Here is a 25,005-nt window from a genome sequence, read left to right as displayed (position 1 = left end):
CGTGTGCAGTGTAAAGGTTTTCTGTTTGATCTGGACGGTACGCTGGTGGATTCGCTGCCGGTGGTGGAACGCTCGTGGTGCCACTGGGCCGACCGGCACGGCATCGACCATCAGGACGTACTGAATTTTATCCATGGCAAACAGGCCATTACGTCATTGCGGCACTTCCTGGCGGGAGGTTCTGAGGAAGAAATCCAGGCGGAGTTCAGCTATCTGGAGCAGATTGAAGCCACCGACACCGACGGCATTACCGCGCTGCCCGGTGCGCGCGAACTGCTTGAGCACCTGAATGAAGCGCAGATCCCGTGGGCTATCGTCACCTCCGGCTCGATTCCCGTCGCGCATGCCCGTCATAAGGCGGCCGGTTTACCGACGCCGGACGTGTTCATTACCGCTGAGCGCGTGAAGCGCGGCAAGCCTGAACCGGATGCGTTTCTGCTCGGCGCTGAACTGCTGGGCCTTGCCCCTGCGGAGTGCGTGGTGGTGGAAGACGCGGCGGCAGGCGTTCTGGCCGGTCTGAATGCCGGGAGCCACGTCATTGCCGTTAACGTACCGGCGGGTTCCCCCCGGCTGGAGGAGGCGGATTTTGTGATTAACACCCTGACCGCCATCGACGTCTCGAAGGCCTCTGACGGGATCGTAACCGTCTCGCTAAAAATGTAATCCCATGATTTAGCCCCGCATTACCGGGGCTTTTTTTATGGCAGAATGGCTTCTCCTCCACTGACAAGGACATGTTGTGAACGGTGAACTGATTTGGGTCCTGAGCCTGCTGTTAATCGCCATCATTCTGTTTGCCACGGGCAAGGTGCGCATGGATGCCGTCGCCCTGTTTGTGATTGTTGCGTTTGTTCTGAGCGGTACGCTTTCCCTGCCGGAAGCCTTTTCCGGGTTTAGCGACCCCAACGTCATTTTGATTGCCGCCCTGTTTATCATCGGCGACGGGCTGGTCCGCACCGGCGTGGCGACGATGATGGGGTCGTGGCTGGTTAAGGTGGCGGGCAGCAGCGAAACCAAAATGCTGATTTACCTGATGCTGACGGTTGCCGGGCTGGGCGCGTTTATGAGCTCAACGGGGGTCGTGGCCATCTTTATTCCGGTGGTGCTGAGCGTCTGCATGAGAATGCAGATCTCTCCGTCGCGGCTGATGATGCCGTTAAGCTTCGCCGGGCTCATCAGCGGCATGATGACGCTGGTCGCGACGCCGCCGAACCTCGTCGTGAACAGCGAGCTGATCCGTGAGGGGCTTGAGGGGTTTAGCTTTTTCAGCGTCACGCCGATCGGCCTGGTGGTGCTGGTGATGGGCATTATCTATATGCTACTGACCCGTTTCGCGCTGAAAGGGGAGAAGCAGGACATAGCCAAAGAGGGCTGGAAGCGGCGCTCTTTCCGCGATCTGATTAAAGAGTACCGTCTGACCGGGCGCGCCCGGCGTCTGGCCATCCGCCCGGGGTCGCCGATGGTGGGGCAGCGGCTGGATGACCTCAAGCTACGCGAACGATACGGCGCGAACGTCATCGGGGTTGAGCGCTGGCGTCGTTTTCGTCGGGTGATCGTTAACGTGAACGGGGTATCAGAGTTCCGCGCGCGTGACGTCCTGCTGATCGATATGTCCACGGCGGACGTGGATCTGCGAGAGTTCTGTAGCGAGCAGCTGCTGGAGCCGATGGTGCTGCGCGGCGAGTATTTCTCCGACCAGGCGCTGGATGTGGGGATGGCCGAGGTCTCCCTGATTCCGGAATCAGAATTATTGGGCAAAACCGTGCGCGAAATCGGCTTTCGTACCCGCTACGGGCTGAACGTGGTGGGCCTGAAGCGCGATGGCGTGGCCCTTGAAGGGGCAGTCGTGGACGAGCCGATCCTGCTGGGTGATATTTTCCTCGTGGTCGGCAACTGGAAGCTGATTAGCCAGCTCGGGCAGAAAGGCCGCGACTTTGTGGTGCTGAATATGCCGATTGAAGAGAGCGATGCATCCCCGGCGCACAGCCAGGCGCCGCACGCGATTTTTTGTCTGGTGCTGATGGTCGCGCTGATGCTGACCGACGAGATCCCTAACCCGGTGGCGGCGATAATTGCCTGTCTGCTGATGGGCAAATTCCGCTGTATCGACGCCGAAAGCGCTTACAAGGCGATTCACTGGCCGAGCATTATTCTTATTGTCGGGATGATGCCGTTTGCCCTGGCGCTTCAGAAAACCGGCGGGGTCGATCTGATCGTTAAAGGCTTGATGGATGCGGGCGGGGGGTATGGCCCGTACCTGATGATGATTTGCCTGTTCGTCATGTGTGCCACCATTGGTTTGTTCATCTCCAATACCGCCACGGCGGTGCTGATGGCGCCCATTGCGCTGGCCATGGCGAAATCCATGGGCGTTTCGCCGTATCCGTTTGCGATGATGGTGGCGATGGCGGCGTCCGCGGCGTTTATGACGCCGGTCTCTTCTCCGGTCAATACGCTGGTGCTGGGGCCGGGGAACTATAAGTTCAGCGACTTCGTGAAGATTGGCGTGCCGTTCACCGTGCTGGTGATGCTGGTATGCGTGGTGCTGATTCCGGTGTTATTCCCGTTCTGAGAACATCGCCGGGTGGCGGCTACGCCTTACCCGGCCGTAGGCCCTGCAAGCGCAGCGCCGCTGGGCAATAAATTACAGCGGCGAATCCTGACTGATCTCATCCAGCGACAGATGGAAGCTTGGCACAAACACGCGCATAAAGTAGTCCATCTCCTCGCTGCGGCGGGATGCCAGCGTTTTCTCCAGGCGCGATTTCGCCAGCAGGAATTCGTTATTCCCGGCGGACAGCTCTTCCAGACATTTCAGGTAGGCGCACAGCGCATCGGCCTGCTTGACCAGGGATTTTTCCTCATCCGTGTACTGATGCTCGTCGATCAGCGGCTCGAAGATATCGCGCAGCTCTTCGGGCACCATGTCGATCAGTTTCTGCTGGGCAATCTTCTCGATGGCCTTATATTCCTGCGCAATCTGCGAATTGAAGTATTTTACCGGCGTGGGCAGATCCCCGGTCAGCACTTCCGAGGCGTCGTGGTACATCGCCAGCAGGGCGATACGCTCGGCATTCACCTGTCCGTTGAATTTGCGATTTTTAATCGCGGCCAGCGCGTGCGCGACCATGGCAACCTGCAAACTGTGCTCTGACACGTTTTCAGTGCGTACGTTGCGCATCAGCGGCCAGCGGTTGATGAGTTTCAGGCGGGAGAGGTGGGCAAAAAAATGACTCTGACTCATAGGTTACCTTATGTCTTCACTGCGACAGACTTCATTGTGCGGGGAGGGGAGGGAAGATGCAAATTTGCGGATGGTGCAGGCCGGGCAGGCGCAGCGCCACCCGGCAGAAAGGCCAGTTACTGATGATACCCGGAGAGGAAGCGCCCGAAGCGGCTGATGGCCATCTCAAGATCGTCTTCGCGCGGCAGGGTCACGATACGCACGTGATCCGGCCACGGCCAGTTAAACGCCGTACCCTGAACCAGCAGCACTTTTTCCTGCAACAGGAAGTCGAGCACCATTTTCTGGTCGTCGTGAATATTAAAGCGCTTCGCGTCGATTTTCGGGAACATATACAGCGCGCCGTTAGGCTTTACGCAGGAAACACCCGGGATGTCGTTAATCAATTCCCATGCGCGGTTGCGCTGTTCATACAGACGGCCGCCCGGGACGATGAACTCGCTGATGCTTTGATAGCCACCGAGCGCCGTCTGGATCGCATGCTGTGCCGGTACGTTGGCGCACAGACGCATGGATGCCAGCATCTCCAGCCCTTCAATGTAGCCTTTCGCATGTTTTTTCGGACCGTTCAGCACCATCCAGCCCTGACGGAAACCGGCCACGCGGTAGGTTTTAGACAGGCCGTTAAAGGTGACGGTCAGCAGGTCGGGCGCCAGCGCGGCGATAGAGTGGTGCTGCGCCGCGTCGTACAGGATCTTGTCGTAGATTTCATCAGCAAAGATGATCAGGTTGTGCTGGCGGGCGATCTCGACGATCTCCATCAGCAGCTCTTTTGAATAGACCGCGCCCGTCGGGTTGTTCGGGTTGATGATCACAATACCCCGCGTGCGTGGCGTAATTTTCGCGCGAATGTCGTCCAGATCCGGGAACCAGTCAGAGGATTCGTCGCAAAGATAATGTACCGCTTTACCGCTGGAGAGCGATACGGCAGCGGTCCACAGCGGATAGTCCGGCGCGGGAACCAGCATTTCGTCACCGCTGTTCAGCAGCGCCTGCATCGCCTGAACGATCAGTTCCGAGACGCCGTTGCCAATGTAGATATCTTCAACGGTGACGTCGCGCATTCCGCGAGCCTGGTAGTGCTGCATAATGGCTTTACGGGCGGAGTAAAGGCCTTTTGAATCACAATAGCCTTGTGCCGTTGGCAGGTTACGGATCACATCCACCAGGATCTCATCCGGCGCTTCAAAACCAAATGGCGCGGGGTTGCCGATGTTGAGTTTCAGAACCTTATTGCCTTCCTCTTCAAGGCGTTTTGCCTCTTTGAGTACCGGGCCACGGATGTCGTAACAGACGTTGTCGAGCTTGCTGGATTTTTCGATAGGGGACATGAACCTTTAACCTTTTCGCTATTATTGCAACTTCCTGCCGTGGAAGCAGCACGGAACAATGTACTCCCACCGCGCCTCGTTTTGAAGGGCGCACAGAAGAAGATTTTGTCCAGTCGGGCAGTGCCGCTGTGATCGCTTAATCTAATGACGGAGTGATTTTGTGCCTGAAATCACCGTGATTACGCTTATTGCTGGGTTTTTTGTGCTGAAAATAGCATATAAGTATTAATATTATTCTGAGGTAAATAAAAAGACGATCCGGGCTGAGGCAGTAGTCCCTCTGAGTGACCATTCGTAAAACCTGAATGCTCAGATACAGATTGCCATATTAGCAAAGCCAGGTTAAAAGTTACCCATGTGAAATTAATGTTAAGGGTTATTAATGATTGGCCTGAATCTAAATTAAACTTTATTTATTATTAACGACGAAAATGCAACTTTCGTTAATTTTAATAAAAAGAGTGTAGTTGCTTATCATTGGCGTTAAATCCGTATTAGTGCAATAAGACTTATAAATATAGTGGATTTGGGTTAAGATGTGTTTCGGGAATGCAGCAGAGCGATAGGCCTGTTACGTATATCGGATTCTGCTTTCCTGTATTAATCGATTGTTATTGTTAAAGTTATCTCTGGCCGATTGGGTAAGTCACATCTTGCGACGTTGGCAACGCTGCGATATAGATGGCAGAAAACATGTCTTACTCTTTATGGAATTTACATCTACCTGCACACAACGAAATAACCTGAACGCAAGAGAATAAAAATAACGTCATGAAACGTGATTTCTGACTGTTGATATACCACAGTACAATAACTATCTGTCAGGCAGTCTGCCGGGCCGGGATGCGAGGGAAACACTTCAGAAGGAATTGCTTAACCGTTACACACAGCTTCAACCCGGGCAGCTCCGCACGAGCAACCTGAAAGTGAAAAGATATGATAAATGCAAATCGTCCGATAATGAATCTCGACCTCGATCTGCTGAGAACGTTTGTTGCGGTCGCCGATCTCAACACTTTTGCAGCAGCTGCTGCCGCAGTATGCCGTACCCAGTCCGCCGTAAGTCAGCAAATGCAGCGACTGGAACAACTGGTTGGTAAAGAGCTTTTTGCGCGCCATGGACGTAATAAGCTTTTAACAGAACATGGTATTCAGCTTCTGGGTTATGCCAGGAAGATACTGCGCTTTAATGATGAAGCCTGTATGTCATTAATGTTTAGCAACCTTCAGGGAGTGTTAACATTAGGGGCGTCAGATGAATCAGCAGATACCATTTTACCTTTCCTTCTCAATCGAATTAGCTCGGTTTATCCGAAGCTTGCCCTGGACGTTAGCGTTAAACGCAACGCCTTCATGGTTGAGATGCTGAAAGAGAACGAGGTTGACCTGGTGGTCACCACGCATCGACCCGGCCAGTTTGACTGCCTGACGCTGCGTACTTCTCCTACGCACTGGTACTGTGCCGCGGAGTACGTATTGCAACAAGGTGAGCCAATACCCCTGGTTCTGCTGGACGATCCCAGTCCGTTCCGCGATATGGTGCTGGCTGCGCTCAACGAGGCCAGTATCCCCTGGCGTCTGGCGTACGTGGCGTCCACGTTGCCCGCAGTGCGAGCGGCGGTGAAGGCCGGGCTTGGCGTAACGGCCCGTCCGGTTGAGATGATGAGCCCCGACCTGCGCGTGCTGGGCAAATCAGAGGGGCTTCCCTCGCTGCCGGATACGGAGTACATGCTGTGCCATAACGCCGGCAGCAACAACGAGCTGGCAAAGGTGGTATTCGAAGCAATGCAAAACTACCACAATCCATGGCAGTACGCGCATGCTACTCCTGAAGGAGGGGATGACTCGCTGATCGTGGAAGGGGATTTTGAGTGATCGTTTCCTCAAAATTCTCGTAACAAAATGTAAGTGTAAAAAAGAGCCACTCGCATGATTTTTTCATGCGAGTGGTTTTTTTTGCTATTCATAACCGCAGGAGGCGTGTGGATAAGTGAAATAGCGCTTAATTATCAATAAGAAAAATGCTTTTGATTAATATGTGAACAATAGCTGTTCTATCTTCCCTCATACCCTGCCGATGTTAAAAAAACAGGAAATATGTTGCTGTTTTTTTGATTGAATTAACAAAAGCGTGTCTCAGATCAAGAAAATACTCCTATTTAGGGGGAGGAATCGTTGGCAAATCCTGTCAAAATAGGAGGGTTATTTTTTTTACTTCCAAAACGGACACGATTCAACAAGATGCATTTGACGTAAAGTCACCTGGCCACCAGGGTTAAAGGGCACCAAATGTTAATGAGAATCGCTCGATGTAATTTAATGTGAAGAAACCTTTGTTAAAGTTGACAAAAGGTTATAGATAGGAGTAAAAAACCCCATCATTTTGCTGTCTATGTCTCATTTCTGACAGTTAGTGTAAGGTTATTTTGTTCCTCCCCATGAATCGATGTGATGCCCATCTGCCAGCAAGAGCAGTGTCGTCGGTATCACTTTTGATGAGTAAGCAATGAGTATGTCAACATCCACAGAAGTCATCGCTCATCACTGGGCATTCGCAATCTTTCTTATTGTAGCCATTGGCCTGTGCTGCCTGATGTTAGTCGGCGGCTGGTTCCTGGGCGGTCGCGCCCGCGCAAGGCACAAAAACACACCTTTCGAATCAGGTATTGATTCCGTAGGTACCGCTCGCTTACGCCTGTCTGCCAAGTTCTACCTGGTAGCCATGTTCTTCGTCATTTTTGACGTGGAAGCGCTTTATCTCTTCGCGTGGTCTACTTCCATTCGCGAAAGTGGTTGGGTGGGCTTTGTCGAGGCCGCAATTTTCATTTTAGTGTTACTGGCCGGTCTGGTTTATCTGGTGCGTATTGGCGCGCTGGACTGGACACCTGTGCGTTCACGCCGTGAACACATCAATCCGGAAAACAGTATCTCTAATCGTCAGCAGTAACAGCGAGGCAATAAGATGGATTATACGCTCACCCGCATAGATCCTAACGGTGAGAATGACCGTTACCCCCTGCAAAAACAGGAGATCGTAACTGACCCCCTGGAGCAAGAAGTCAACAAAAGCGTGTACATGGGCAAGCTTGAGCATGCCATGCACGATATGGTCAACTGGGGTCGTAAGAACTCCATCTGGCCCTACAACTTTGGCCTTTCTTGCTGCTACGTTGAAATGGTGACGTCATTCACTGCGGTGCATGACGTTGCGCGTTTTGGGGCCGAGGTACTGCGTGCTTCTCCACGTCAGGCTGACCTGATGGTGGTGGCCGGGACCTGCTTTACCAAAATGGCACCGGTTATTCAGCGTCTTTATGACCAGATGCTGGAGCCAAAATGGGTTATCTCCATGGGTGCATGTGCAAACTCCGGCGGTATGTACGACATTTATTCCGTTGTGCAGGGCGTTGATAAGTTCATTCCGGTGGACGTTTACATCCCGGGCTGCCCGCCGCGTCCAGAGGCCTACATGCAGGCGCTGATGCTGCTCCAGGAGTCAATCGGTAAAGAACGCCGCCCACTCTCATGGGTTGTTGGCGATCAGGGTGTCTATCGCGCGAACATGCAGTCCGAGCGCGAGCGTAAACGTGGTGAACGTATTGCCGTCACCAACCTGCGTACGCCTGACGAAATTTAATTTGCGCCTGTGGGCCTGGAGAACACCTTCGCATATCACTACTCAAATAGCGCGAAGCCAGGCTTAACAGTCACCACGGACCATTTGCAATGGTGAACAATATGACCGACTTAACCGCGCAAGAAGCTGCCTGGCAGACCCGGGATCATCTCGATGACCCCGTCATTGGCGAACTGCGCAACCGTTTTGGGCCGGATGCCTTTACTGTTCAGGCCACCCGCACCGGGGTACCCGTTGTTTGGGTGAAGCGTGAGCAATTACTGGAAGTTGTCGATTTCCTCAAGAAATTGCCAAAACCTTACGTCATGCTGTTTGACTTACACGGCATGGACGAACGTCTGAGAACGCACCGCCAGGGCCTCCCTGCTGCGGATTTTTCCGTTTTCTACCACCTGATATCAATAGACCGCAACACGGATATCATGCTCAAGGTGGCATTGTCTGAAAACGACATGCATCTGCCGACGATCACCAAACTTTTCCCTAACGCTAACTGGTACGAGCGTGAAACCTGGGAAATGTTCGGCATGACCTTCGACGGCCACCCGCACCTGACGCGCATCATGATGCCGCAGACCTGGACCGGCCACCCGCTGCGTAAAGACTATCCGGCACGTGCCACCGAATTTGACCCGTTTGAGCTGACCAAAGCCAAGCAGGATCTGGAGATGGAAGCGCTGACCTTCAAGCCGGAAGACTGGGGCATGAAGCGCGGTACCGAAAACGAGGACTTCATGTTCCTCAACCTCGGTCCGAACCACCCGTCTGCGCACGGTGCGTTCCGTATAATTCTTCAGCTTGACGGCGAAGAGATTGTCGACTGCGTCCCTGACATCGGCTACCACCACCGTGGTGCTGAGAAGATGGGCGAGCGTCAGTCCTGGCACAGCTACATTCCGTATACCGACCGTATCGAATACCTCGGCGGCTGCGTAAACGAAATGCCTTACGTGCTGGCCGTTGAGAAACTGGCAGGTATCACCGTCCCGGATCGCGTTAACGTGATTCGCGTGATGCTGTCTGAACTGTTCCGTATTAACAGCCACCTGCTGTACATCTCCACGTTCATTCAGGACGTCGGCGCGATGACTCCGGTCTTCTTCGCCTTTACCGATCGTCAGAAAATCTACGATCTGGTTGAAGCGATTACCGGCTTCCGTATGCACCCGGCCTGGTTCCGTATCGGCGGTGTGGCGCACGATCTGCCGCGCGGCTGGGACCGACTGCTGCGTGAATTCCTCGACTGGATGCCGAAACGTCTGGCGTCTTACGAGAAAGCCGCGCTGCGTAACTCCATCCTGAAGGGCCGTTCCCAGGGCGTTGCGGCCTACGGCGCGAAAGAAGCGCTGGAGTGGGGGACCACAGGTGCAGGCCTGCGCGCGACCGGTATTGACTTCGACGTGCGTAAAGCCCGTCCTTACTCTGGCTACGAGAACTTCGACTTTGAAGTCCCGGTGGGCGGCGGCGTTTCCGACTGCTACACCCGCGTGATGCTGAAAGTGGAAGAGCTGCGCCAGAGCCTGCGCATTCTTGAGCAGTGCCTCAACAACATGCCGGAAGGCCCGTTCAAGGCGGATCACCCGCTGACGACGCCGCCACCGAAAGAGCGCACGCTGCAACATATCGAAACCCTAATCACCCACTTCCTGCAAGTTTCCTGGGGCCCGGTCATGCCGGCACAAGAATCCTTCCAGATGATTGAAGCGACCAAGGGTATCAACAGCTACTACCTCACCAGTGACGGCAGCACCATGAGCTACCGTACCCGCGTGCGTACGCCAAGCTTCGCGCACTTGCAGCAGATCCCGGCCGCCATTCGCGGCAGTCTGGTCTCCGACCTGATTGTGTATCTGGGTAGTATCGATTTTGTTATGTCAGATGTGGACCGCTAATTATGCACGAGAATCAACAACCACAAACCGAGGCTTTTGAGCTGAGTGAAGCAGAGCGTGCCGCCATTGAGCACGAGATGCACCACTACGAAGACCCGCGTGCGGCGTCCATTGAAGCGCTGAAAATCGTACAGAAACAGCGTGGTTGGGTGCCGGATGGGGCGATCTACGAGATCGCAAAAGTGCTGGGCATTCCGGCAAGTGACGTAGAGGGCGTAGCCACGTTCTACAGCCAGATCTTCCGTCAGCCGGTAGGCCGCCATGTGATCCGCTACTGTGACAGCGTCGTCTGCCACATTACCGGCTATCAGGGCATTCAGGCTGCGATTGAGAAAAAGCTCAATATCAAGCCGGGCCAGACCACGTTCGATGGACGCTTTACTCTGCTGCCAACCTGCTGCCTGGGTAACTGCGACAAGGGGCCGACCATGATGATTGATGAGGACACTCACAGCCATCTGACGCCGGAAGCGATTCCTGACCTGCTGGAGCAGTACAAATGAAAACTGTAATTCGTACTGCTGAGACGCATCCGCTGACCTGGCGTCTGCGCGATGACAAACAGCCGGTATGGCTCGATGAATATCAGAGCAAAAACGGCTACGCCGGCGCGCGTAAGGCCCTTGGCGGCATGGCGCCGGATGAGATCGTAAACGCTGTAAAAGACGCTGGCCTGAAAGGGCGCGGCGGTGCGGGCTTTTCCACCGGTCTGAAGTGGAGCCTGATGCCAAAAGATGAATCCATGAACATCCGTTACCTGCTGTGTAACGCCGATGAAATGGAGCCGGGCACCTATAAAGACCGTCTGCTGATGGAGCAGCTGCCGCACCTGCTGGTGGAAGGCATGCTGATCTCCGCGTTTGCGCTGAAAGCGTACCGTGGCTACATCTTCCTGCGCGGTGAGTACATCGAAGCGGCTGAAAACCTGCGTCGCGCCATTGCCGAAGCCACCGAAGCCGGCCTTCTGGGTAAAAATATCCTGGGCACCGGGTTTGACTTCGAGCTGTTCGTGCACACCGGTGCCGGGCGTTATATCTGCGGGGAAGAAACCGCGCTGATTAACTCCCTGGAGGGTCGCCGTGCGAACCCGCGTTCCAAGCCACCGTTCCCGGCAAGCTCCGGCGTATGGGGTAAACCGACCTGCGTCAACAACGTCGAAACCCTGTGTAACGTCCCGGCTATCCTCGCGAACGGCGTGGAGTGGTATCAGGGCATCTCCTCAAGCAAAGATGCGGGTACCAAGCTGATGGGCTTCTCCGGGCGCGTGAAGAACCCTGGCGTCTGGGAACTGCCGTTTGGCACCACCGCACGCGAAATTCTTGAAGACTACGCAGGCGGCATGCGCGATGGCCTGAAATTCAAAGCCTGGCAGCCGGGCGGGGCGGGGACGGACTTCCTGACCGAAGCCCACCTTGATCTGCCAATGGAGTTCGAAAGCATTGGTAAAGCGGGCAGCCGTCTGGGTACGGCGCTGGCGATGGCCGTCGACCACGAGATCGGCATGGTCTCGCTGGTGCGTAACCTGGAAGAGTTCTTCGCCCGTGAGTCCTGCGGCTGGTGTACACCGTGCCGTGACGGTCTGCCGTGGAGCGTGAAGATCCTGCGTGCTATCGAGCGTGGCGAAGGTCAGCCGGGCGATATCGAGACACTTGAGCAACTGTGTCGATTCCTGGGGCCAGGTAAAACCTTCTGCGCCCACGCACCGGGTGCCGTCGAGCCACTGCAAAGCGCGATTAAATATTTCCGCGACGAATTCGAAGCAGGCATCAAGCAGCCGTTCAGCAATACCCATTCGATAAATGGTATTCAGCCGAACCTGCTGAAAGCGCGCTGGTAACGACAAGAATTTTGATTAACGCTCGGTTTCGACTGAGCCAACTGGAAGCATGCTAATGGCTACGATTCATGTAGACGGCAAAGAATACGAAGTCAACGGGGCGGACAACCTGCTGGAAGCTTGTCTGTCTCTTGGCCTCGATATTCCGTACTTTTGCTGGCATCCGGCGCTGGGCAGCGTCGGTGCTTGCCGCCAGTGTGCGGTGAAGCAATATCAAAACGCGGAAGACACGCGTGGTCGCCTGGTGATGTCCTGTATGACGCCAGCCGCCGAAGGCACCTTTATTTCGATTGATGACGAAGAAGCCAAACAGTTCCGTGAAAGCGTGGTGGAGTGGCTGATGACCAACCACCCGCACGACTGTCCGGTTTGTGAAGAGGGCGGTAACTGCCACCTTCAGGATATGACCGTCATGACCGGTCACAGCTTCCGTCGCTATCGCTTTACCAAGCGTACCCACCGTAACCAGGATCTGGGGCCGTTCATCTCGCACGAAATGAACCGCTGCATCGCCTGCTACCGCTGCGTGCGTTACTACAAAGACTATGCAGACGGTCAGGATCTGGGCGTGTATGGCGCGCACGACAACGTCTACTTCGGTCGTCCGGAAGACGGTACGCTCGAGAGCGAATTCTCCGGTAACCTGGTAGAAATCTGTCCGACCGGCGTATTCACGGATAAAACCCACTCCGAGCGCTACAACCGTAAATGGGACATGCAGTTTGCGCCAAGCATCTGCCAGCAGTGTTCCCTCGGCTGTAACACCAGCCCGGGCGAGCGTTACGGCGAACTGCGTCGTATCGAAAACCGTTACAACGGTACCGTTAACCACTACTTCCTCTGCGACCGCGGTCGTTTCGGCTATGGCTACGTGAACCTGAAAGACCGTCCGCGTCAGCCGGTTCAGCGCCGTGGCGACGACGTCATCACCCTCAACGCCGAGCAGGCGATGCAGGGCGCGGCAGATATTCTGCGCCAGTCGAAGAAAGTGATCGGCATCGGCTCCCCGCGCGCCAGCATCGAAAGCAACTTTGCGCTGCGCGAGCTGGTGGGTGCGGAAAACTTCTATACCGGTATCGCTCAGGGCGAGCAGGAACGTCTCCAGCTGGTGCTGAAGGTGCTGCGTGAAGGCGGCGTTCATACGCCAGCGCTGCGCGAAATCGAATCCTATGATGCGGTTCTGGTGCTGGGTGAAGACCTGACGCAGACCGGCGCCCGCGCGGCTCTGGCGGTTCGTCAGGCGGTGAAGGGTAAAGCACGTGAAATGGCAGCGGCGCAGAAAGTGGCTGACTGGCAGATTGCGGCGATTCTGAACATCGGCCAGCGCGCTAAACATCCTCTGTTTGTGACTAACGTCGACAACACCCGTCTGGACGATATTGCCGCGTGGACCTACTGCGCGCCGGTTGAAGACCAGGCGCGACTGGGCTTTGCCATTGCCCACGCGCTGGACAGCAACTCTCCGGCCGTTGAACTGGATCGCGACCTGCAAAACAAGGTCGACGTGATTGTTCAGGCCCTCGCAGGTGCGAAAAAACCGCTGATCATCTCCGGTACCAACGCCGGAAGCGCTGAAATCATTCAGGCCGCCGCGAACGTTGCTAAAGCCCTGAAAGGCCGCGGCGCTGACGTCGGTGTGACCATGATTGCCCGTGCGGTAAACAGCATCGGTCTGGGCATGATTGGCGGCGGCTCGCTGGAAGAAGCGTTAAGCGAACTGGAATCCGGTGCCGCTGACGCCGTTGTGGTGCTGGAAAATGACCTGCATCGCCACGCGTCTGCCGCACGCGTTGACGCAGCGCTCTCCAAAGCGCCGCTGGTCATGGTCATTGACCATCAGCGCACCGCGATCATGGACAAAGCGCACCTGGTACTCTCTGCGGCAAGTTTTGCAGAAAGTGACGGTACGGTTATCAATAACGAAGGCCGCGCACAGCGTTTCTTCCAGGTTTATGACCCGGCGTACTACGACAGCAACACCGTGATGCTGGAAAGCTGGCGCTGGCTGCACTCCCTGCACAGCACCGTGCAGAGCCGAGAAGTGGACTGGACGCAGCTCGACCACGTTATCGACGCGGTTGTTGAGAAACTGCCTCAGCTGGCGGGCATTAAAGACGCCGCGCCTGACGCAAGCTTCCGCATTCGCGGTCAGAAACTGGCGCGTGAACCGCACCGCTACAGCGGTCGTACCGCGATGCGCGCCAACATCAGCGTGCACGAACCGCGCCAGCCGCAGGATAAAGACACCATGTTTGCCTTCTCGATGGAAGGGAACAACCAGCCGTCTGCGCCGCGTTCGCAAATCCCGTTTGCATGGGCACCGGGCTGGAACTCCCCGCAGGCATGGAACAAGTTCCAGGCTGAAGTGGGCGGTCACCTGCGCCACGGCGATCCGGGCGTACGTCTGATTGAAGCCTCCGAAACCGGTCTGGACTTCTTCACTACCGTTCCGGCGAGCTTCCAGGCTCAGGAAGGTCAGTGGCGTATTGCGCCGTACTACCACCTGTTCGGTAGCGACGAAATGTCCCAGCGTTCTCCGGTATTCCAGCAGCGTATGCCGCAGCCGTACATCAAGCTCAACCCGGCGGATGCCGCGAAGCTTGGCGTGAATGCGGGTGCGAACATTGCCTTTAGCTACGACGGCCAGACCATCAGCCTGCCGCTGATTATTTCTGAACGTCTGTCAGCAGGGCAGGTGGGTCTGCCGATGGGGATGCCTGGCATCGCGCCGGTTCTGGCGGGTGCGCATCTTGATAACCTTCAGGAGGCAAAAGCATGAGTTGGTTAACGCCGGATCTTATCGATATCCTGCTGAGCATTCTGAAAGCGGTTGTGATTCTGCTGGTGGTCGTCACCTGCGGCGCGTTCATGAGCTTTGGTGAACGTCGTCTTCTTGGTCTGTTCCAGAACCGTTACGGACCGAACCGCGTGGGCTGGGGTGGTTCACTCCAGCTGGTGGCTGACATGATCAAGATGTTCTTCAAAGAGGACTGGGTTCCGCGCTTCTCGGACCGCGTGATCTTTACGCTGGCACCGATGATCGCCTTCACCTCGCTGCTGCTGGCGTTTGCTATTGTTCCCGTCAGCCCGACCTGGGTTGTCGCTGACCTGAACATCGGCATTCTGTTCTTCCTGATGATGGCAGGCCTCGCGGTTTACGCGGTGCTGTTTGCAGGCTGGTCCAGTAACAACAAATACTCGCTGCTGGGCGCGATGCGTGCTTCCGCGCAGACGCTGAGCTACGAAGTGTTCCTGGGGCTCTCCCTGATGGGCGTGGTGGCGCAGGCCGGTTCATTCAACATGACCGACATCGTCAACAACCAGGCCGACATCTGGAACGTTATCCCGCAGTTCTTTGGTTTTGTGACCTTTGCTATCGCGGGCGTGGCGGTGTGTCACCGTCACCCGTTTGACCAGCCAGAAGCCGAACAGGAACTGGCCGACGGTTACCACATTGAATATTCCGGCATGAAGTTCGGTCTGTTCTTCGTGGGCGAGTACATCGGTATCGTCACCATTTCCGCGTTGATGGTAACGCTGTTCTTTGGTGGCTGGCATGGCCCGTTCTTACCGCCGTTCATCTGGTTCGCGCTGAAAACCGCGTTCTTCATGATGATGTTCATTTTGATTCGTGCGTCCTTACCGCGTCCGCGTTATGACCAGGTAATGTCCTTCGGCTGGAAAGTGTGCCTGCCGCTGACGCTCGTCAACTTGTTGGTAACGGCGGCTGTCATTCTCTGGCAGCAGCCATAAGGGGCTTTGAGATCATGACCTTAAAAGAATTATTGGTAGGTTTCGGCACCCAGGTACGCAGTATCTGGATGATCGGCCTGCACGCGTTTGCTAAACGCGAAACCCGGATGTACCCGGAAGAGCCGGTATATCTGCCGCCGCGCTACCGTGGCCGTATCGTGCTGACGCGCGACCCGGACGGTGCCGAGCGCTGCGTTGCATGCAACCTGTGTGCGGTAGCGTGTCCGGTGGGCTGTATCTCTCTGCAAAAAGCGGAGACGGTAGACGGCCGCTGGTATCCGGAATTCTTCCGCATCAACTTCTCACGCTGCATTTTCTGCGGTCTGTGTGAAGAAGCGTGCCCAACCACGGCGATTCAGCTGACTCCGGACTTCGAGCTGGGTGAGTACAAGCGTCAGGATCTGGTGTACGAGAAAGAGGATCTGCTGATTTCCGGTCCGGGCAAATACCCGGAATATAACTTCTACCGGATGGCGGGTATGGCAATCGACGGCAAAGATAAAGGCGAAGCAGAGAACGAAGCTAAGCCTATCGACGTCAAGAGCCTGTTACCGTAAGGAGAGGGCAATGGAATTCGCTTTTTATATCTGTGGCCTTATCGCCATCCTGGCTACGCTGCGAGTGATCACGCACACCAATCCGGTGCATGCGCTGCTGTACTTGATCATTTCGCTGCTGGCCATTTCCGGGGTGTTCTTTGCGCTGGGCGCGCACTTCGCCGGTGCGCTGGAAATCATCGTCTACGCCGGGGCCATCATGGTGCTGTTCGTGTTCGTAGTGATGATGCTGAACCTGGGCGGCTCTGAAATTGAGCAGGAACGTCAGTGGTTGAAACCGCAGGTGTGGATCGGCCCGGCAATTTTGTCGGCCATTATGCTGGCGGTCATTGTTTACGCCATTCTGGGCGTCAACGACCAGGGGATCGACGGGACGCCAATCAGCGCGAAAGCCGTGGGTATCACCCTGTTTGGTCCGTACGTTCTGGCGGTTGAGCTGGCCTCAATGCTGCTGCTGGCGGGTCTGGTTGTGGCCTTCCACGTTGGCCGCGAAGAGCGTGCTGGCGAGGTGCTGAGCAACCGCACTGACGACCGCGCGAAAAGAAAAACGGAGGAACGCGCATGATCCCCTTAACACATGGACTGATCCTCGCTGCGATTTTATTCGTTCTGGGCTTAACCGGTCTGGTTATCCGCCGCAATCTGCTGTTTATGCTGATCGGTCTGGAAATCATGATTAACGCTTCCGCGCTGGCCTTCGTGGTCGCCGGCAGCTACTGGGGCCAGACCGATGGTCAGGTGATGTACATTCTCGCCATCAGCCTCGCGGCTGCTGAAGCGAGTATTGGCCTGGCGCTGTTGCTACAGCTCCATCGTCGCCGCCAGAACCTGAACATCGATTCAGTAAGTGAGTTGCGTGGATGAACATGCTTGCCTTAACCATTATTTTTCCGCTGATTGGCTTCGTGCTGCTGTCATTTTCTCGCGGCCGCTGGTCTGAGAATCTGTCCGCGACCGTGGGCATTGGCGCTATCGGCCTGTCGGCGCTGGTCACAGCGTATGCGGGTATCGACTTCTTTAACAACGGGCGTCAGGCCTACAGCGTACCGCTGTGGAACTGGATGTCGGTCGGTAACTTCAACATCGGTTTTAACCTGGTGCTGGATGGTCTGTCTCTGACCATGCTCTCCGTGGTCACCGGCGTAGGCTTCCTGATCCACATGTTCGCCTCCTGGTATATGCGCGGTGAAGAGGGATACTCCCGCTTCTTCGCCTACACCAACCTGTTTATCGCCAGCATGGTCGTTCTGGTGCTGGCCGATAACCTGCTGCTGATGTATCTGGGCTGGGAAGGCGTGGGCCTGTGCTCTTACCTGCTGATCGGTTTCTACTACACCGATCCGAAGAATGGCGCAGCGGCCATGAAAGCGTTCGTCGTGACCCGCGTGGGTGACGTGTTCCTCGCTTTCGCGCTGTTCATTCTCTACAACGAACTGGGCACGCTGAACTTCCGCGAAATGGTGGAACTGGCGCCGGCGCACTTCGAAGCAGGCAACAACATGCTGTGGTGGGCAACGCTGATGCTGCTGGGTGGCGCCGTGGGTAAATCCGCGCAGCTGCCGTTGCAGACATGGCTGGCCGACGCGATGGCGGGTCCAACCCCTGTCTCCGCGCTGATCCACGCCGCGACCATGGTTACCGCCGGTGTCTACCTGATTGCGCGTACCCATGGCCTGTTCCTGATGACCCCGGAAATTCTGCATCTGGTGGGTATCGTCGGTGCGGTTACGCTGGTGCTGGCAGGCTTTGCCGCGCTGGTGCAGACCGACATCAAGCGCGTTCTCGCGTACTCCACCATGAGCCAGATTGGTTACATGTTCCTGGCGCTGGGCGTTCAGGCGTGGGACGCAGCCATTTTCCACCTGATGACGCACGCGTTCTTTAAAGCGCTGCTGTTCCTCTCATCCGGTTCGGTGATCCTGGCCTGCCACCACGAGCAGAACATCTTCAAAATGGGCGGACTGCGTAAGTCCATCCCGCTGGTCTATGTCTGCTTCCTGGTGGGCGGCGCGGCGCTGGCGGCACTGCCGCTGATTACCGCGGGCTTCTTTAGTAAGGACGAAATCCTTGCGGGTGCCATGGCGAATGGTCATATCAATCTGATGGTTGCGGGTCTGGTCGGTGCGTTCATGACCTCCTTGTACACCTTCCGTATGATTTTCATCGTATTCCACGGTAAAGAACAAATTCACGCTCACGCAGGGAAGGGGATTACCCATCACCTGCCGCTGATTGTGCTGCTGGTCCTCTCCACCTTCGTTGGCGCGATGATTGTGCCACCGTTGCAGGGCGTACTGCCGGCGACAACCGAGCTTGAGCACGGTCGCGTTCTGACGCTTGAAATTACCTCTGGCGTGGTCGCAATTGCGGGCATTCTGATTGCCGCATGGCTGTGGCTGGGCAAACGCACGCTGGTGACCGCCGTTGCCAACAGCGCGCCGGGCCGTCTGCTGGGCAGCTGGTGGTACAACGCGTGGGGCTTCGACTGGCTGTACGACATGATCTTCGTGAAGCCGTTCCTGGGCATTGCGTGGCTGCTGAAGCGCGATCCCCTGAACAGCCTGATGAATATCCCGGCGATCCTCTCTCGCTTTGCAGGTAAAGGCCTGCTGTTCAGCGAGAACGGTTATCTGCGCTGGTATGTGGCGTCCATGAGCATCGGTGCGGTTGTTGTACTGGCGCTGCTGATGGTGTTGCGTTGATCGTTAAGTGAATTTTATTCGAATTCGTTGAAAATCAGGCCCCTGTTGGGGGCCTTAAAAAGGAATATAAATCGCCATGTTACTACCCTGGCTAATATTAATTCCCTTCATCGGCGGCTTCCTGTGCTGGCAGACTGAACGCTTTGGCGTGAAGATGCCGCGCTGGATCGCGCTGATCACCATGGGATTGACGCTCGCGCTTGGCCTGCAACTGTGGTTGCAGGGTGGCTACTCACTGACTCAGTCTGCGGGCCTTCCGCAGTGGCAGTCTGAGTTCATTCTGCCGTGGATCCCCCGTTTCGGTATCACGATCCACCTTGCGATTGACGGTTTGTCGCTGCTGATGGTGGTACTGACCGGTCTGCTCGGCGTTCTGGCGGTACTGTGTTCCTGGCGAGAAATCGAAAAATACCAGGGCTTCTTCCACCTGAACCTGATGTGGATCCTGGGCGGCGTAATCGGCGTGTTCCTGGCCATCGACATGTTCCTGTTCTTCTTCTTCTGGGAGATGATGCTGGTGCCGATGTACTTCCTGATCGCGCTGTGGGGCCACAAGGCCTCCGACGGTAAAACGCGTATCACGGCGGCCACCAAGTTCTTCATCTATACCCAGGCGAGCGGTCTGGTGATGCTGATTGCCATCCTGGCGCTGGTGTTTGTGCATTACAACGCCACCGGCGTCTGGACCTTCAACTATGAAGATCTGCTGAAGACCCCGATGTCCCACGGCGTGGAATACCTGCTGATGCTGGGCTTCTTCATCGCCTTCGCGGTGAAAATGCCGGTAGTACCGCTGCACGGCTGGCTGCCGGACGCGCACTCACAGGCGCCAACGGCGGGTTCCGTTGACCTGGCGGGTATCTTGCTGAAAACCGCGGCCTACGGTCTGCTGCGCTTTTCCCTGCCGCTGTTCCCGAACGCCTCCGCAGAGTTCGCGCCGATTGCCATGTGGCTGGGCGTGATCGGTATCTTCTACGGCGCGTGGATGGCCTTCACGCAGTACGACATCAAACGTCTGATTGCGTACACCTCCGTTTCCCACATGGGCTTCGTGCTGATTGCCATCTACACCGGCAGCCAGCTGGCGTACCAGGGTGCGGTGATCCAGATGATTGCGCACGGCCTGTCCGCGGCCGGTCTCTTCATCCTGTGCGGTCAGCTCTACGAGCGTCTGCACACCCGCGACATGCGCATGATGGGCGGCCTGTGGGGCAAAATGAAATGGCTGCCTGCGCTCTCCATGTTCTTCGCGGTGGCAACGCTGGGTATGCCGGGTACCGGTAACTTCGTCGGCGAGTTTATGATCCTGTTCGGCAGCTTCAAGGTGGTTCCGATGATTACCGTCATCTCTACCTTCGGTCTGGTGTTCGCGTCCGTGTACTCGCTGGCGATGCTGCACCGCGCATACTTCGGTAAAGCGAAGAGCGAAATTGCTGCACAAGAACTGCCGGGGATGTCGCTGCGCGAGCTGTTCATCATCCTGCTGCTGGTCGTACTGCTGGTGCTGCTGGGCTTCTATCCGCAGCCGATTCTGGATACCTCGCACAGCGCGATGGGTAACATCCAGCAGTGGTTTGTTAATTCTGCTTCTACTACAAGGCCGTAATTCGCCATGACAATAACTCCACAACAACTGATCGCGCTGCTACCGCTGCTGATCGTCGGATTGACGGTGGTGGTTGTGATGCTCTCCATTGCGTGGCGACGCAATCACTTCCTGAATGCGACCCTGTCCGTTCTGGGTCTGAACGCTGCGTTAGTCTCCCTCTGGTTTGTTGGCCAGGCGGGCGCGATGGACGTCACGCCGCTGATGCGCGTTGACGGCTACGCCATGCTCTACACCGGTCTGGTGCTGCTGGCGAGCCTGGCAACCTGTACCTTTGCCTACCCGTGGCTCGAAGGTTACAACGACAACAAAGAAGAGTTTTACCTGCTGGTACTGATTGCCGCGCTGGGCGGCATTCTGCTGGCGAACGCGAACCACATGGCCGCGCTGTTCCTCGGCATTGAGCTGATCTCACTGCCGCTGTTCGGCCTGATTGGTTACGCCTTCCGCCAGAAACGCTCGCTGGAAGCGGCAATCAAGTACACCATTCTGTCTGCTGCCGCGTCGTCGTTCCTGCTGTTCGGTATTGCGCTGCTGTACGCGCAGACGGGTAACCTCTCGTTCATGGCGCTCGGCAAGAGCCTGGGCGACGGCATGATGCACGAGCCGCTGCTGCTGGCGGGTCTGGGCATGATGATTGTTGGCCTTGGCTTCAAGCTTTCTCTGGTGCCGTTCCACCTGTGGACGCCAGACGTATACCAGGGTGCGCCTGCACCGGTCTCTACCTTCCTGGCGACGGCGAGTAAAATCGCTATCTTCGGCGTGGTTATGCGTCTGTTCCTGTACGCGCCGGTGGGTGACAGCGAAGCGGTTCGCGTGGTGCTGGGCATTATCGCGTTCGTGTCTATCATCTTCGGTAACCTGATGGCGCTGAGCCAGACCAACATCAAGCGTCTGCTGGGCTACTCCTCTATCTCCCATCTGGGCTACCTGCTGGTGGCGCTGATTGCGCTGCAAAGCGGCGAGATGTCGATGGAAACCGTGGGTGTGTATCTGGCCGGTTACCTGTTCAGCAGCCTCGGCGCCTTCGGTGTGGTGAGCCTGATGTCCAGCCCGTACCGTGGCCCGGATGCAGATTCCCTGTTCTCCTACCGTGGCCTGTTCTGGCACCGTCCGATTCTGTCGGCGGTAATGACCGTGATGATGCTCTCGCTGGCGGGTATCCCGATGACGCTGGGCTTTATCGGTAAGTTCTACGTGCTGGCCGTCGGTGTGCAGGCGGGTCTGTGGTGGCTGACTGCCGGTGTCGTTATCGGCTCCGCGATTGGTCTCTATTACTACCTGCGCGTAGCGGTGAGCCTGTACCTGAGCGCACCTCAGCAGCTCAACCGCGATGCACCATCCAACTGGCAGTACAGCGCCGGCGGGATTGTGGTGCTCATCTCCGCGCTGCTGGTGCTGATCTTCGGTATCTATCCGCAGCCGCTGATTGAGATTGTTCAGCGCGCGATGCCGCTGATGTAAAAACAAAAAACCCGCCTCGGCGGGTTTTTTATTGCCCAGCGACGCTACGCTTGCAGGGCCTGCGGGTTTTGTAGATCGGGTAAGCGTAGCGCTACCCGACTAAGCCAGCTGCTTCCGGCTAATTAACGGCCCGTCAATTTTCTTCATCGACCGCTCCAGCACTTCCTCAATCACCGACGACAGCTCGTTCAGCTCAAACTTCGCCACATAGCCGTCCGCCTTTACTTTGCGAATATGATCTTCGTTGGCGTTGCCGGAAAGGGACGAGTGGATCACCACCGGAATATCTTTCAGTACCGGGTCGGTTTTGATTTTGCGCGTCAGCGTAAAGCCATCCATCTCCGGCATTTCGAGGTCGGTTAATACCAGAGCGATCTTGTCGGTGACGGGGACACCCTCAGCCTGCGCCTGCGCGGCCAGCTGGGTGATTTTCTCCCATGCGTCTTTGCCGGTGATATGCAGCTGAGCCGGGATCTCCATCGCCTGCAATCCTTTCTCCAGCATCGAACGCGCCACCTTCGAGTCTTCTGCAACAATCGCGACGGAGCCTGGCTTGATGTTGAATTTAGTGGTTTCCAGATGGGTGGCGTGCAGATCGTGATTCGCCGGGGTGATGTCATACAGGATCTGTTCCACGTCCAGCACCATCGCCAGATCGTTGGTATCGGTCTTGTCATCCAGGCAGGCAATGCTGGTGATATAGCGACCGCTGACGGCGGTTTCAGCGGCGTGCACCTGCTTCCAGTCAAGACGCATGATGTTCTCCACCGATTCCACGGCGAAGGCCTGCACGCTGCGGGCATATTCGGTGATCAGCAGAATGTTCAGCCCGGTGGTTGGCTTGCAGCCAGCGACGGCGGCCAGATCGATCACCGGGATCACCTGGTCGCGAATGTTTACCATCCCCATTAGCGGCGACTTCATGCCCGCCGGTTTGGTGAAGGTCGGCATCGGCACAATTTCGCGCAATTTGAACACGTTGATGCCGAACAGCTCGGATTTATTTTCGTTCAGAGAGGTGCCAAGACGGAACAGCAACAGTTCAAAACGGTTGGACAGGGTGAGATTCGCCCTGTCATCAATATCTTTCTGGAAATTATCCATTCTACCCTCAATAGAAATGCTGGCCTTTTAATCGTTATCGGCATCCTGAGGGAAAAATAAAGGACTAAACGCTGACCTGAGCGAAATCTACCGCCAGCTCGCAGGCGGGAAACACTTCCCGACACTCTGCCAGCAGGCTTTCACAGCCGCGGACGTCATAGCGTGAACTGACGTGCGTGACAATCAGTTTCCCAACGCCAGCCTCACGCGCCAGCCGCGCCGCCTGACGCGTTGAGCTGTGCCCCCGGCTGTTGGCTTTCTCTTCCATCGCCGCTTCCAGCGTCGCCTCGTGCACCATCACGTCCACGCCCCCGGCAAGCCGAAGCGCCGAAGGGCAGGGGGCGGTATCACCAAAAATAGCCAGTTTTTTGCCCGGCTGCGGCGGCGCGAGGTAATCCTGACCGTTAATGACGCGCCCGTCGTCCAGCGTGACGGTTTCACCAAGCTTAAGGCGCTGGAACAGCGGGCCGGGCCTGACGCCATCGGCCCGCAACGCGGCGGCGTTCAGCGCACCGGGCTTATCGTGCTCCTCAATGCGATAGCCGTAGCATTCCACCGGATGGTTAAGCGGGTAAGCGTGCACCCGATAATCACCGTCGTCGAACACCTGGCCTTCGGCTATCTCAATCACCTCCAGCGGATAGTCTGTCCACGAGCCGCTCAGGCGCAGCGTGGTTTCAACAAATTCCTGAATGCCCGCAGGGCCATAAATCGTCAGCGGGTTGGCGTTACCCGCCATTGAACGGCTGCACAGCAGGCCCGGCAGGCCGAAAAGATGATCGCCGTGCAGATGCGTAATAAATATTTTATCCACTTTCCCTGGGTGATAAGAGGTGTGCAGCAGCTGGTGCTGCGTGCCCTCACCGCAGTCAAACAGCCACAGCCCACCCCGGGTAGGATGCTTAAGATCCAGCAGAATTGCCGTCACGTTTCGTGAGCGGGTTGGCACGCCGGCGGACGTACCCAGAAAAATCAGTTCCATAACGCAATCAGCCCTTTGCCCAATGGGAAGAGGTTTAGTATAACGTGATGAACCCCAGGAAGGAGAAACACATGATCCAGTGGCAAGATCTACACCACAGCGAACTGACCGTGCAGTCACTCTACGCCCTGCTCAAGCTGCGCTGTGAAGTCTTCGTGGTTGAACAAACCTGCCCGTATCAGGATATCGACGGCGATGACTTAATCGGCGAGAACCGGCACATCCTCGGCTGGCGGAATAACGAGCTGGTGGCGTATGCGAGGATTCTGAAAAGCGACGACGATTTTGACCCTGTCGTCATTGGCCGCGTCATCGTCAGCGGCAGCGCGCGCGGTGAAAAGCTGGGCTATCAGCTGATGGATAAAACGCTGGAAGCATGCCAAAAACAGTGGCCGGACAAGGCGTTATACCTGGGCGCACAGGCGCATTTGCAATCTTTCTATGCCCATTTTGGCTTTCGCGCGGTCACCGGGGTTTATGACGAAGATGGCATCCCCCATGTTGGCATGGCGCGCGAAGCGAAACAGGCGCAATAGCGAGACGTTGTCTATAGTTATCGGACTGGTGTACTAACATGGAGAAAAATATGTCATTTCAATCCTGGGAAACCCGAGCAGACGACGACCTGACGCTGCTAAGCGAAACGCTGGAAGAAGTGCTGCGCTCGTCAGGCGATCCTGCCGATCAGAAGTACATTGAGCTCAAAGCCCGCGCCGAGCAGGCGCTGCATGACGTTAAAAACCGCGTCAGTAACGCGTCCGACAACTACTACTACCGCGCCAAACAGGCGGTGTATCGTGCCGACGATTATGTGCATGAAAAACCATGGCAGGGTATTGGCGTCGGTGCAGCCGTAGGGCTGGTGCTGGGTCTGCTGTTAGCCCGCCGTTAAGCCG

Annotated in this window: 22 protein-coding genes; 18 read left to right on the top strand and 4 right to left on the bottom strand. The window is 56.3% G+C overall.

The window, feature by feature from the left end; translation table 11 throughout:
• Nucleotides 1-3 precede the first annotated feature (3 nt).
• Both IM267_RS10960 and IM267_RS10955 read left to right on the top strand, forming a co-directional pair.
• Complete coding sequence (locus tag IM267_RS10960; protein WP_102750749.1) at nucleotides 4-663, top strand: sugar phosphatase; 660 nt, start codon at nucleotides 4-6, stop codon at nucleotides 661-663.
• A 76-nt stretch (nucleotides 664-739) separates the two neighbouring features.
• On the top strand, nucleotides 740-2,572 hold the full coding sequence (locus IM267_RS10955; RefSeq protein WP_193033389.1) for an SLC13 family permease: 1,833 nt from the start codon (nucleotides 740-742) through the stop codon (nucleotides 2,570-2,572).
• Between the two features lie 72 nt (nucleotides 2,573-2,644).
• Here IM267_RS10955 and yfbR read toward each other — a convergent pair whose 3' ends face one another.
• Together yfbR and alaA are read right to left on the bottom strand one after the other, a co-directional pair.
• The gene (gene yfbR / locus IM267_RS10950; RefSeq protein WP_063868195.1) at nucleotides 2,645-3,244 is read right to left on the bottom strand and encodes a 5'-deoxynucleotidase; all 600 of its coding nucleotides are present in this window, start codon (nucleotides 3,242-3,244) and stop codon (nucleotides 2,645-2,647) included.
• 116 nt (nucleotides 3,245-3,360) lie between these two features.
• Nucleotides 3,361-4,575, bottom strand: coding sequence for an alanine transaminase AlaA (gene alaA, locus IM267_RS10945; protein WP_003861471.1), 1,215 nt, complete (start codon nucleotides 4,573-4,575; stop codon nucleotides 3,361-3,363).
• 936 nt (nucleotides 4,576-5,511) lie between these two features.
• Between alaA and lrhA the strand changes: the two genes are divergently transcribed.
• The 14 genes from lrhA (at nucleotide 5,512) to nuoN (ending at nucleotide 22,023) form a co-directional block, all read left to right on the top strand.
• Nucleotides 5,512-6,450 carry a transcriptional regulator LrhA gene (gene lrhA, locus IM267_RS10940; RefSeq protein ID WP_102750747.1) on the top strand — a complete coding sequence of 313 codons (939 nt, stop codon included), beginning with the start codon at nucleotides 5,512-5,514 and terminating at the stop codon, nucleotides 6,448-6,450.
• A gap of 631 nt (nucleotides 6,451-7,081) precedes the next feature.
• A complete protein-coding gene (gene nuoA, locus IM267_RS10935; RefSeq protein ID WP_003861475.1) occupies nucleotides 7,082-7,522 on the top strand; it encodes an NADH-quinone oxidoreductase subunit NuoA in 441 nt (146 codons plus the stop codon).
• 15 nt (nucleotides 7,523-7,537) lie between these two features.
• Nucleotides 7,538-8,212 (top strand): NADH-quinone oxidoreductase subunit NuoB, encoded by a 675-nt coding sequence (gene nuoB / locus IM267_RS10930; protein WP_003861482.1) that lies wholly within the window; start codon nucleotides 7,538-7,540, stop codon nucleotides 8,210-8,212.
• Nucleotides 8,213-8,301: 89 nt separating this feature from the next.
• Nucleotides 8,302-10,104: an NADH-quinone oxidoreductase subunit C/D gene (gene nuoC / locus IM267_RS10925; RefSeq protein WP_003861484.1), complete on the top strand. Its 1,803-nt coding sequence runs from the start codon at nucleotides 8,302-8,304 to the stop codon at nucleotides 10,102-10,104.
• A gap of 2 nt (nucleotides 10,105-10,106) precedes the next feature.
• A complete protein-coding gene (nuoE, locus tag IM267_RS10920) occupies nucleotides 10,107-10,607 on the top strand; it encodes an NADH-quinone oxidoreductase subunit NuoE (RefSeq protein ID WP_006176513.1) in 501 nt (166 codons plus the stop codon).
• Complete coding sequence (gene nuoF / locus IM267_RS10915; RefSeq protein ID WP_063450389.1) at nucleotides 10,604-11,941, top strand: NADH-quinone oxidoreductase subunit NuoF; 1,338 nt, start codon at nucleotides 10,604-10,606, stop codon at nucleotides 11,939-11,941. The genes nuoE and nuoF overlap by 4 nt, the downstream gene beginning before the upstream one ends.
• 55 nt (nucleotides 11,942-11,996) lie before the next feature.
• Nucleotides 11,997-14,720, top strand: coding sequence for an NADH-quinone oxidoreductase subunit NuoG (nuoG, locus tag IM267_RS10910; RefSeq protein ID WP_063450388.1), 2,724 nt, complete (start codon nucleotides 11,997-11,999; stop codon nucleotides 14,718-14,720).
• Nucleotides 14,717-15,694, top strand: coding sequence for an NADH-quinone oxidoreductase subunit NuoH (nuoH, locus tag IM267_RS10905; RefSeq protein ID WP_022648828.1), 978 nt, complete (start codon nucleotides 14,717-14,719; stop codon nucleotides 15,692-15,694). The genes nuoG and nuoH overlap by 4 nt, the downstream gene beginning before the upstream one ends.
• Nucleotides 15,695-15,708: 14 nt before the next feature.
• Nucleotides 15,709-16,251, top strand: a complete 543-nt coding sequence (gene nuoI / locus IM267_RS10900) for an NADH-quinone oxidoreductase subunit NuoI (RefSeq protein WP_002913152.1) — start codon at nucleotides 15,709-15,711, stop codon at nucleotides 16,249-16,251.
• A 10-nt stretch (nucleotides 16,252-16,261) separates the two neighbouring features.
• The gene (gene nuoJ / locus IM267_RS10895; RefSeq protein ID WP_006811379.1) at nucleotides 16,262-16,816 is read left to right on the top strand and encodes an NADH-quinone oxidoreductase subunit J; all 555 of its coding nucleotides are present in this window, start codon (nucleotides 16,262-16,264) and stop codon (nucleotides 16,814-16,816) included.
• The gene (gene nuoK, locus IM267_RS10890) at nucleotides 16,813-17,115 is read left to right on the top strand and encodes an NADH-quinone oxidoreductase subunit NuoK (RefSeq protein ID WP_003861496.1); all 303 of its coding nucleotides are present in this window, start codon (nucleotides 16,813-16,815) and stop codon (nucleotides 17,113-17,115) included. The genes nuoJ and nuoK overlap by 4 nt, the downstream gene beginning before the upstream one ends.
• A complete protein-coding gene (nuoL, locus tag IM267_RS10885; RefSeq protein ID WP_193033388.1) occupies nucleotides 17,112-18,953 on the top strand; it encodes an NADH-quinone oxidoreductase subunit L in 1,842 nt (613 codons plus the stop codon). Before nuoK ends, nuoL begins: the two co-directional genes overlap by 4 nt.
• Before the next feature lie 76 nt (nucleotides 18,954-19,029).
• Nucleotides 19,030-20,559, top strand: coding sequence for an NADH-quinone oxidoreductase subunit M (nuoM, locus tag IM267_RS10880; protein WP_063450385.1), 1,530 nt, complete (start codon nucleotides 19,030-19,032; stop codon nucleotides 20,557-20,559).
• 6 nt (nucleotides 20,560-20,565) lie between these two features.
• Nucleotides 20,566-22,023 (top strand): NADH-quinone oxidoreductase subunit NuoN, encoded by a 1,458-nt coding sequence (nuoN, locus tag IM267_RS10875; protein ID WP_063450384.1) that lies wholly within the window; start codon nucleotides 20,566-20,568, stop codon nucleotides 22,021-22,023.
• A gap of 99 nt (nucleotides 22,024-22,122) precedes the next feature.
• Here nuoN and IM267_RS10870 read toward each other — a convergent pair whose 3' ends face one another.
• Both IM267_RS10870 and rbn read right to left on the bottom strand, forming a co-directional pair.
• Nucleotides 22,123-23,127 (bottom strand): chemotaxis protein, encoded by a 1,005-nt coding sequence (locus tag IM267_RS10870; protein WP_193033387.1) that lies wholly within the window; start codon nucleotides 23,125-23,127, stop codon nucleotides 22,123-22,125.
• 64 nt (nucleotides 23,128-23,191) lie between these two features.
• Entirely contained in the window at nucleotides 23,192-24,109 is a 918-nt protein-coding gene (gene rbn, locus IM267_RS10865; RefSeq protein ID WP_193033386.1) for a ribonuclease BN, read from the bottom strand.
• 71 nt (nucleotides 24,110-24,180) lie between these two features.
• Here rbn and IM267_RS10860 point away from each other — a divergent pair, with 71 nt between their 5' ends.
• Nucleotides 24,181-24,645 carry a GNAT family N-acetyltransferase gene (locus tag IM267_RS10860; RefSeq protein WP_193033385.1) on the top strand — a complete coding sequence of 155 codons (465 nt, stop codon included), beginning with the start codon at nucleotides 24,181-24,183 and terminating at the stop codon, nucleotides 24,643-24,645.
• 50 nt (nucleotides 24,646-24,695) lie between these two features.
• A complete protein-coding gene (elaB, locus tag IM267_RS10855) occupies nucleotides 24,696-25,001 on the top strand; it encodes a stress response protein ElaB (RefSeq protein WP_063450380.1) in 306 nt (101 codons plus the stop codon).
• The last annotated feature ends 4 nt before the right edge of the window (nucleotides 25,002-25,005 follow it).

This window comes from Enterobacter cloacae complex sp. P15RS (assembly GCF_014895905.1).
Taxonomy (GTDB): Bacteria; Pseudomonadota; Gammaproteobacteria; order Enterobacterales; family Enterobacteriaceae; genus Enterobacter; species Enterobacter quasihormaechei.
The sequence above is the reverse complement of the archived record's forward strand: the minus strand, read 5'-3'. Positions and strand labels throughout refer to the sequence as shown.

Excerpts from the sequence above, each read along its gene's own strand:
- nuoA (WP_003861475.1), top strand. The coding sequence starts at position 7,082 with ATGAGTATGTCAACATCCACAGAAGTCATCGCTCATCACTGGGCATTC.
- nuoI (WP_002913152.1), top strand. The coding sequence starts at position 15,709 with ATGACCTTAAAAGAATTATTGGTAGGTTTCGGCACCCAGGTACGCAGT.
- alaA (WP_003861471.1), bottom strand. The coding sequence starts at position 4,575 with ATGTCCCCTATCGAAAAATCCAGCAAGCTCGACAACGTCTGTTACGAC.
- nuoN (WP_063450384.1), top strand. The coding sequence starts at position 20,566 with ATGACAATAACTCCACAACAACTGATCGCGCTGCTACCGCTGCTGATC.
- lrhA (WP_102750747.1), top strand. The coding sequence starts at position 5,512 with ATGATAAATGCAAATCGTCCGATAATGAATCTCGACCTCGATCTGCTG.
- nuoJ (WP_006811379.1), top strand. The coding sequence starts at position 16,262 with ATGGAATTCGCTTTTTATATCTGTGGCCTTATCGCCATCCTGGCTACG.
- IM267_RS10860 (WP_193033385.1), top strand. The coding sequence starts at position 24,181 with ATGATCCAGTGGCAAGATCTACACCACAGCGAACTGACCGTGCAGTCA.
- yfbR (WP_063868195.1), bottom strand. The coding sequence starts at position 3,244 with ATGAGTCAGAGTCATTTTTTTGCCCACCTCTCCCGCCTGAAACTCATC.
- nuoC (WP_003861484.1), top strand. The coding sequence starts at position 8,302 with ATGGTGAACAATATGACCGACTTAACCGCGCAAGAAGCTGCCTGGCAG.
- rbn (WP_193033386.1), bottom strand. The coding sequence starts at position 24,109 with ATGGAACTGATTTTTCTGGGTACGTCCGCCGGCGTGCCAACCCGCTCA.
- elaB (WP_063450380.1), top strand. The coding sequence starts at position 24,696 with ATGTCATTTCAATCCTGGGAAACCCGAGCAGACGACGACCTGACGCTG.
- nuoK (WP_003861496.1), top strand. The coding sequence starts at position 16,813 with ATGATCCCCTTAACACATGGACTGATCCTCGCTGCGATTTTATTCGTT.
- nuoG (WP_063450388.1), top strand. The coding sequence starts at position 11,997 with ATGGCTACGATTCATGTAGACGGCAAAGAATACGAAGTCAACGGGGCG.
- nuoM (WP_063450385.1), top strand. The coding sequence starts at position 19,030 with ATGTTACTACCCTGGCTAATATTAATTCCCTTCATCGGCGGCTTCCTG.
- nuoE (WP_006176513.1), top strand. The coding sequence starts at position 10,107 with ATGCACGAGAATCAACAACCACAAACCGAGGCTTTTGAGCTGAGTGAA.
- IM267_RS10870 (WP_193033387.1), bottom strand. The coding sequence starts at position 23,127 with ATGGATAATTTCCAGAAAGATATTGATGACAGGGCGAATCTCACCCTG.
- nuoL (WP_193033388.1), top strand. The coding sequence starts at position 17,112 with ATGAACATGCTTGCCTTAACCATTATTTTTCCGCTGATTGGCTTCGTG.
- nuoH (WP_022648828.1), top strand. The coding sequence starts at position 14,717 with ATGAGTTGGTTAACGCCGGATCTTATCGATATCCTGCTGAGCATTCTG.
- nuoB (WP_003861482.1), top strand. The coding sequence starts at position 7,538 with ATGGATTATACGCTCACCCGCATAGATCCTAACGGTGAGAATGACCGT.
- nuoF (WP_063450389.1), top strand. The coding sequence starts at position 10,604 with ATGAAAACTGTAATTCGTACTGCTGAGACGCATCCGCTGACCTGGCGT.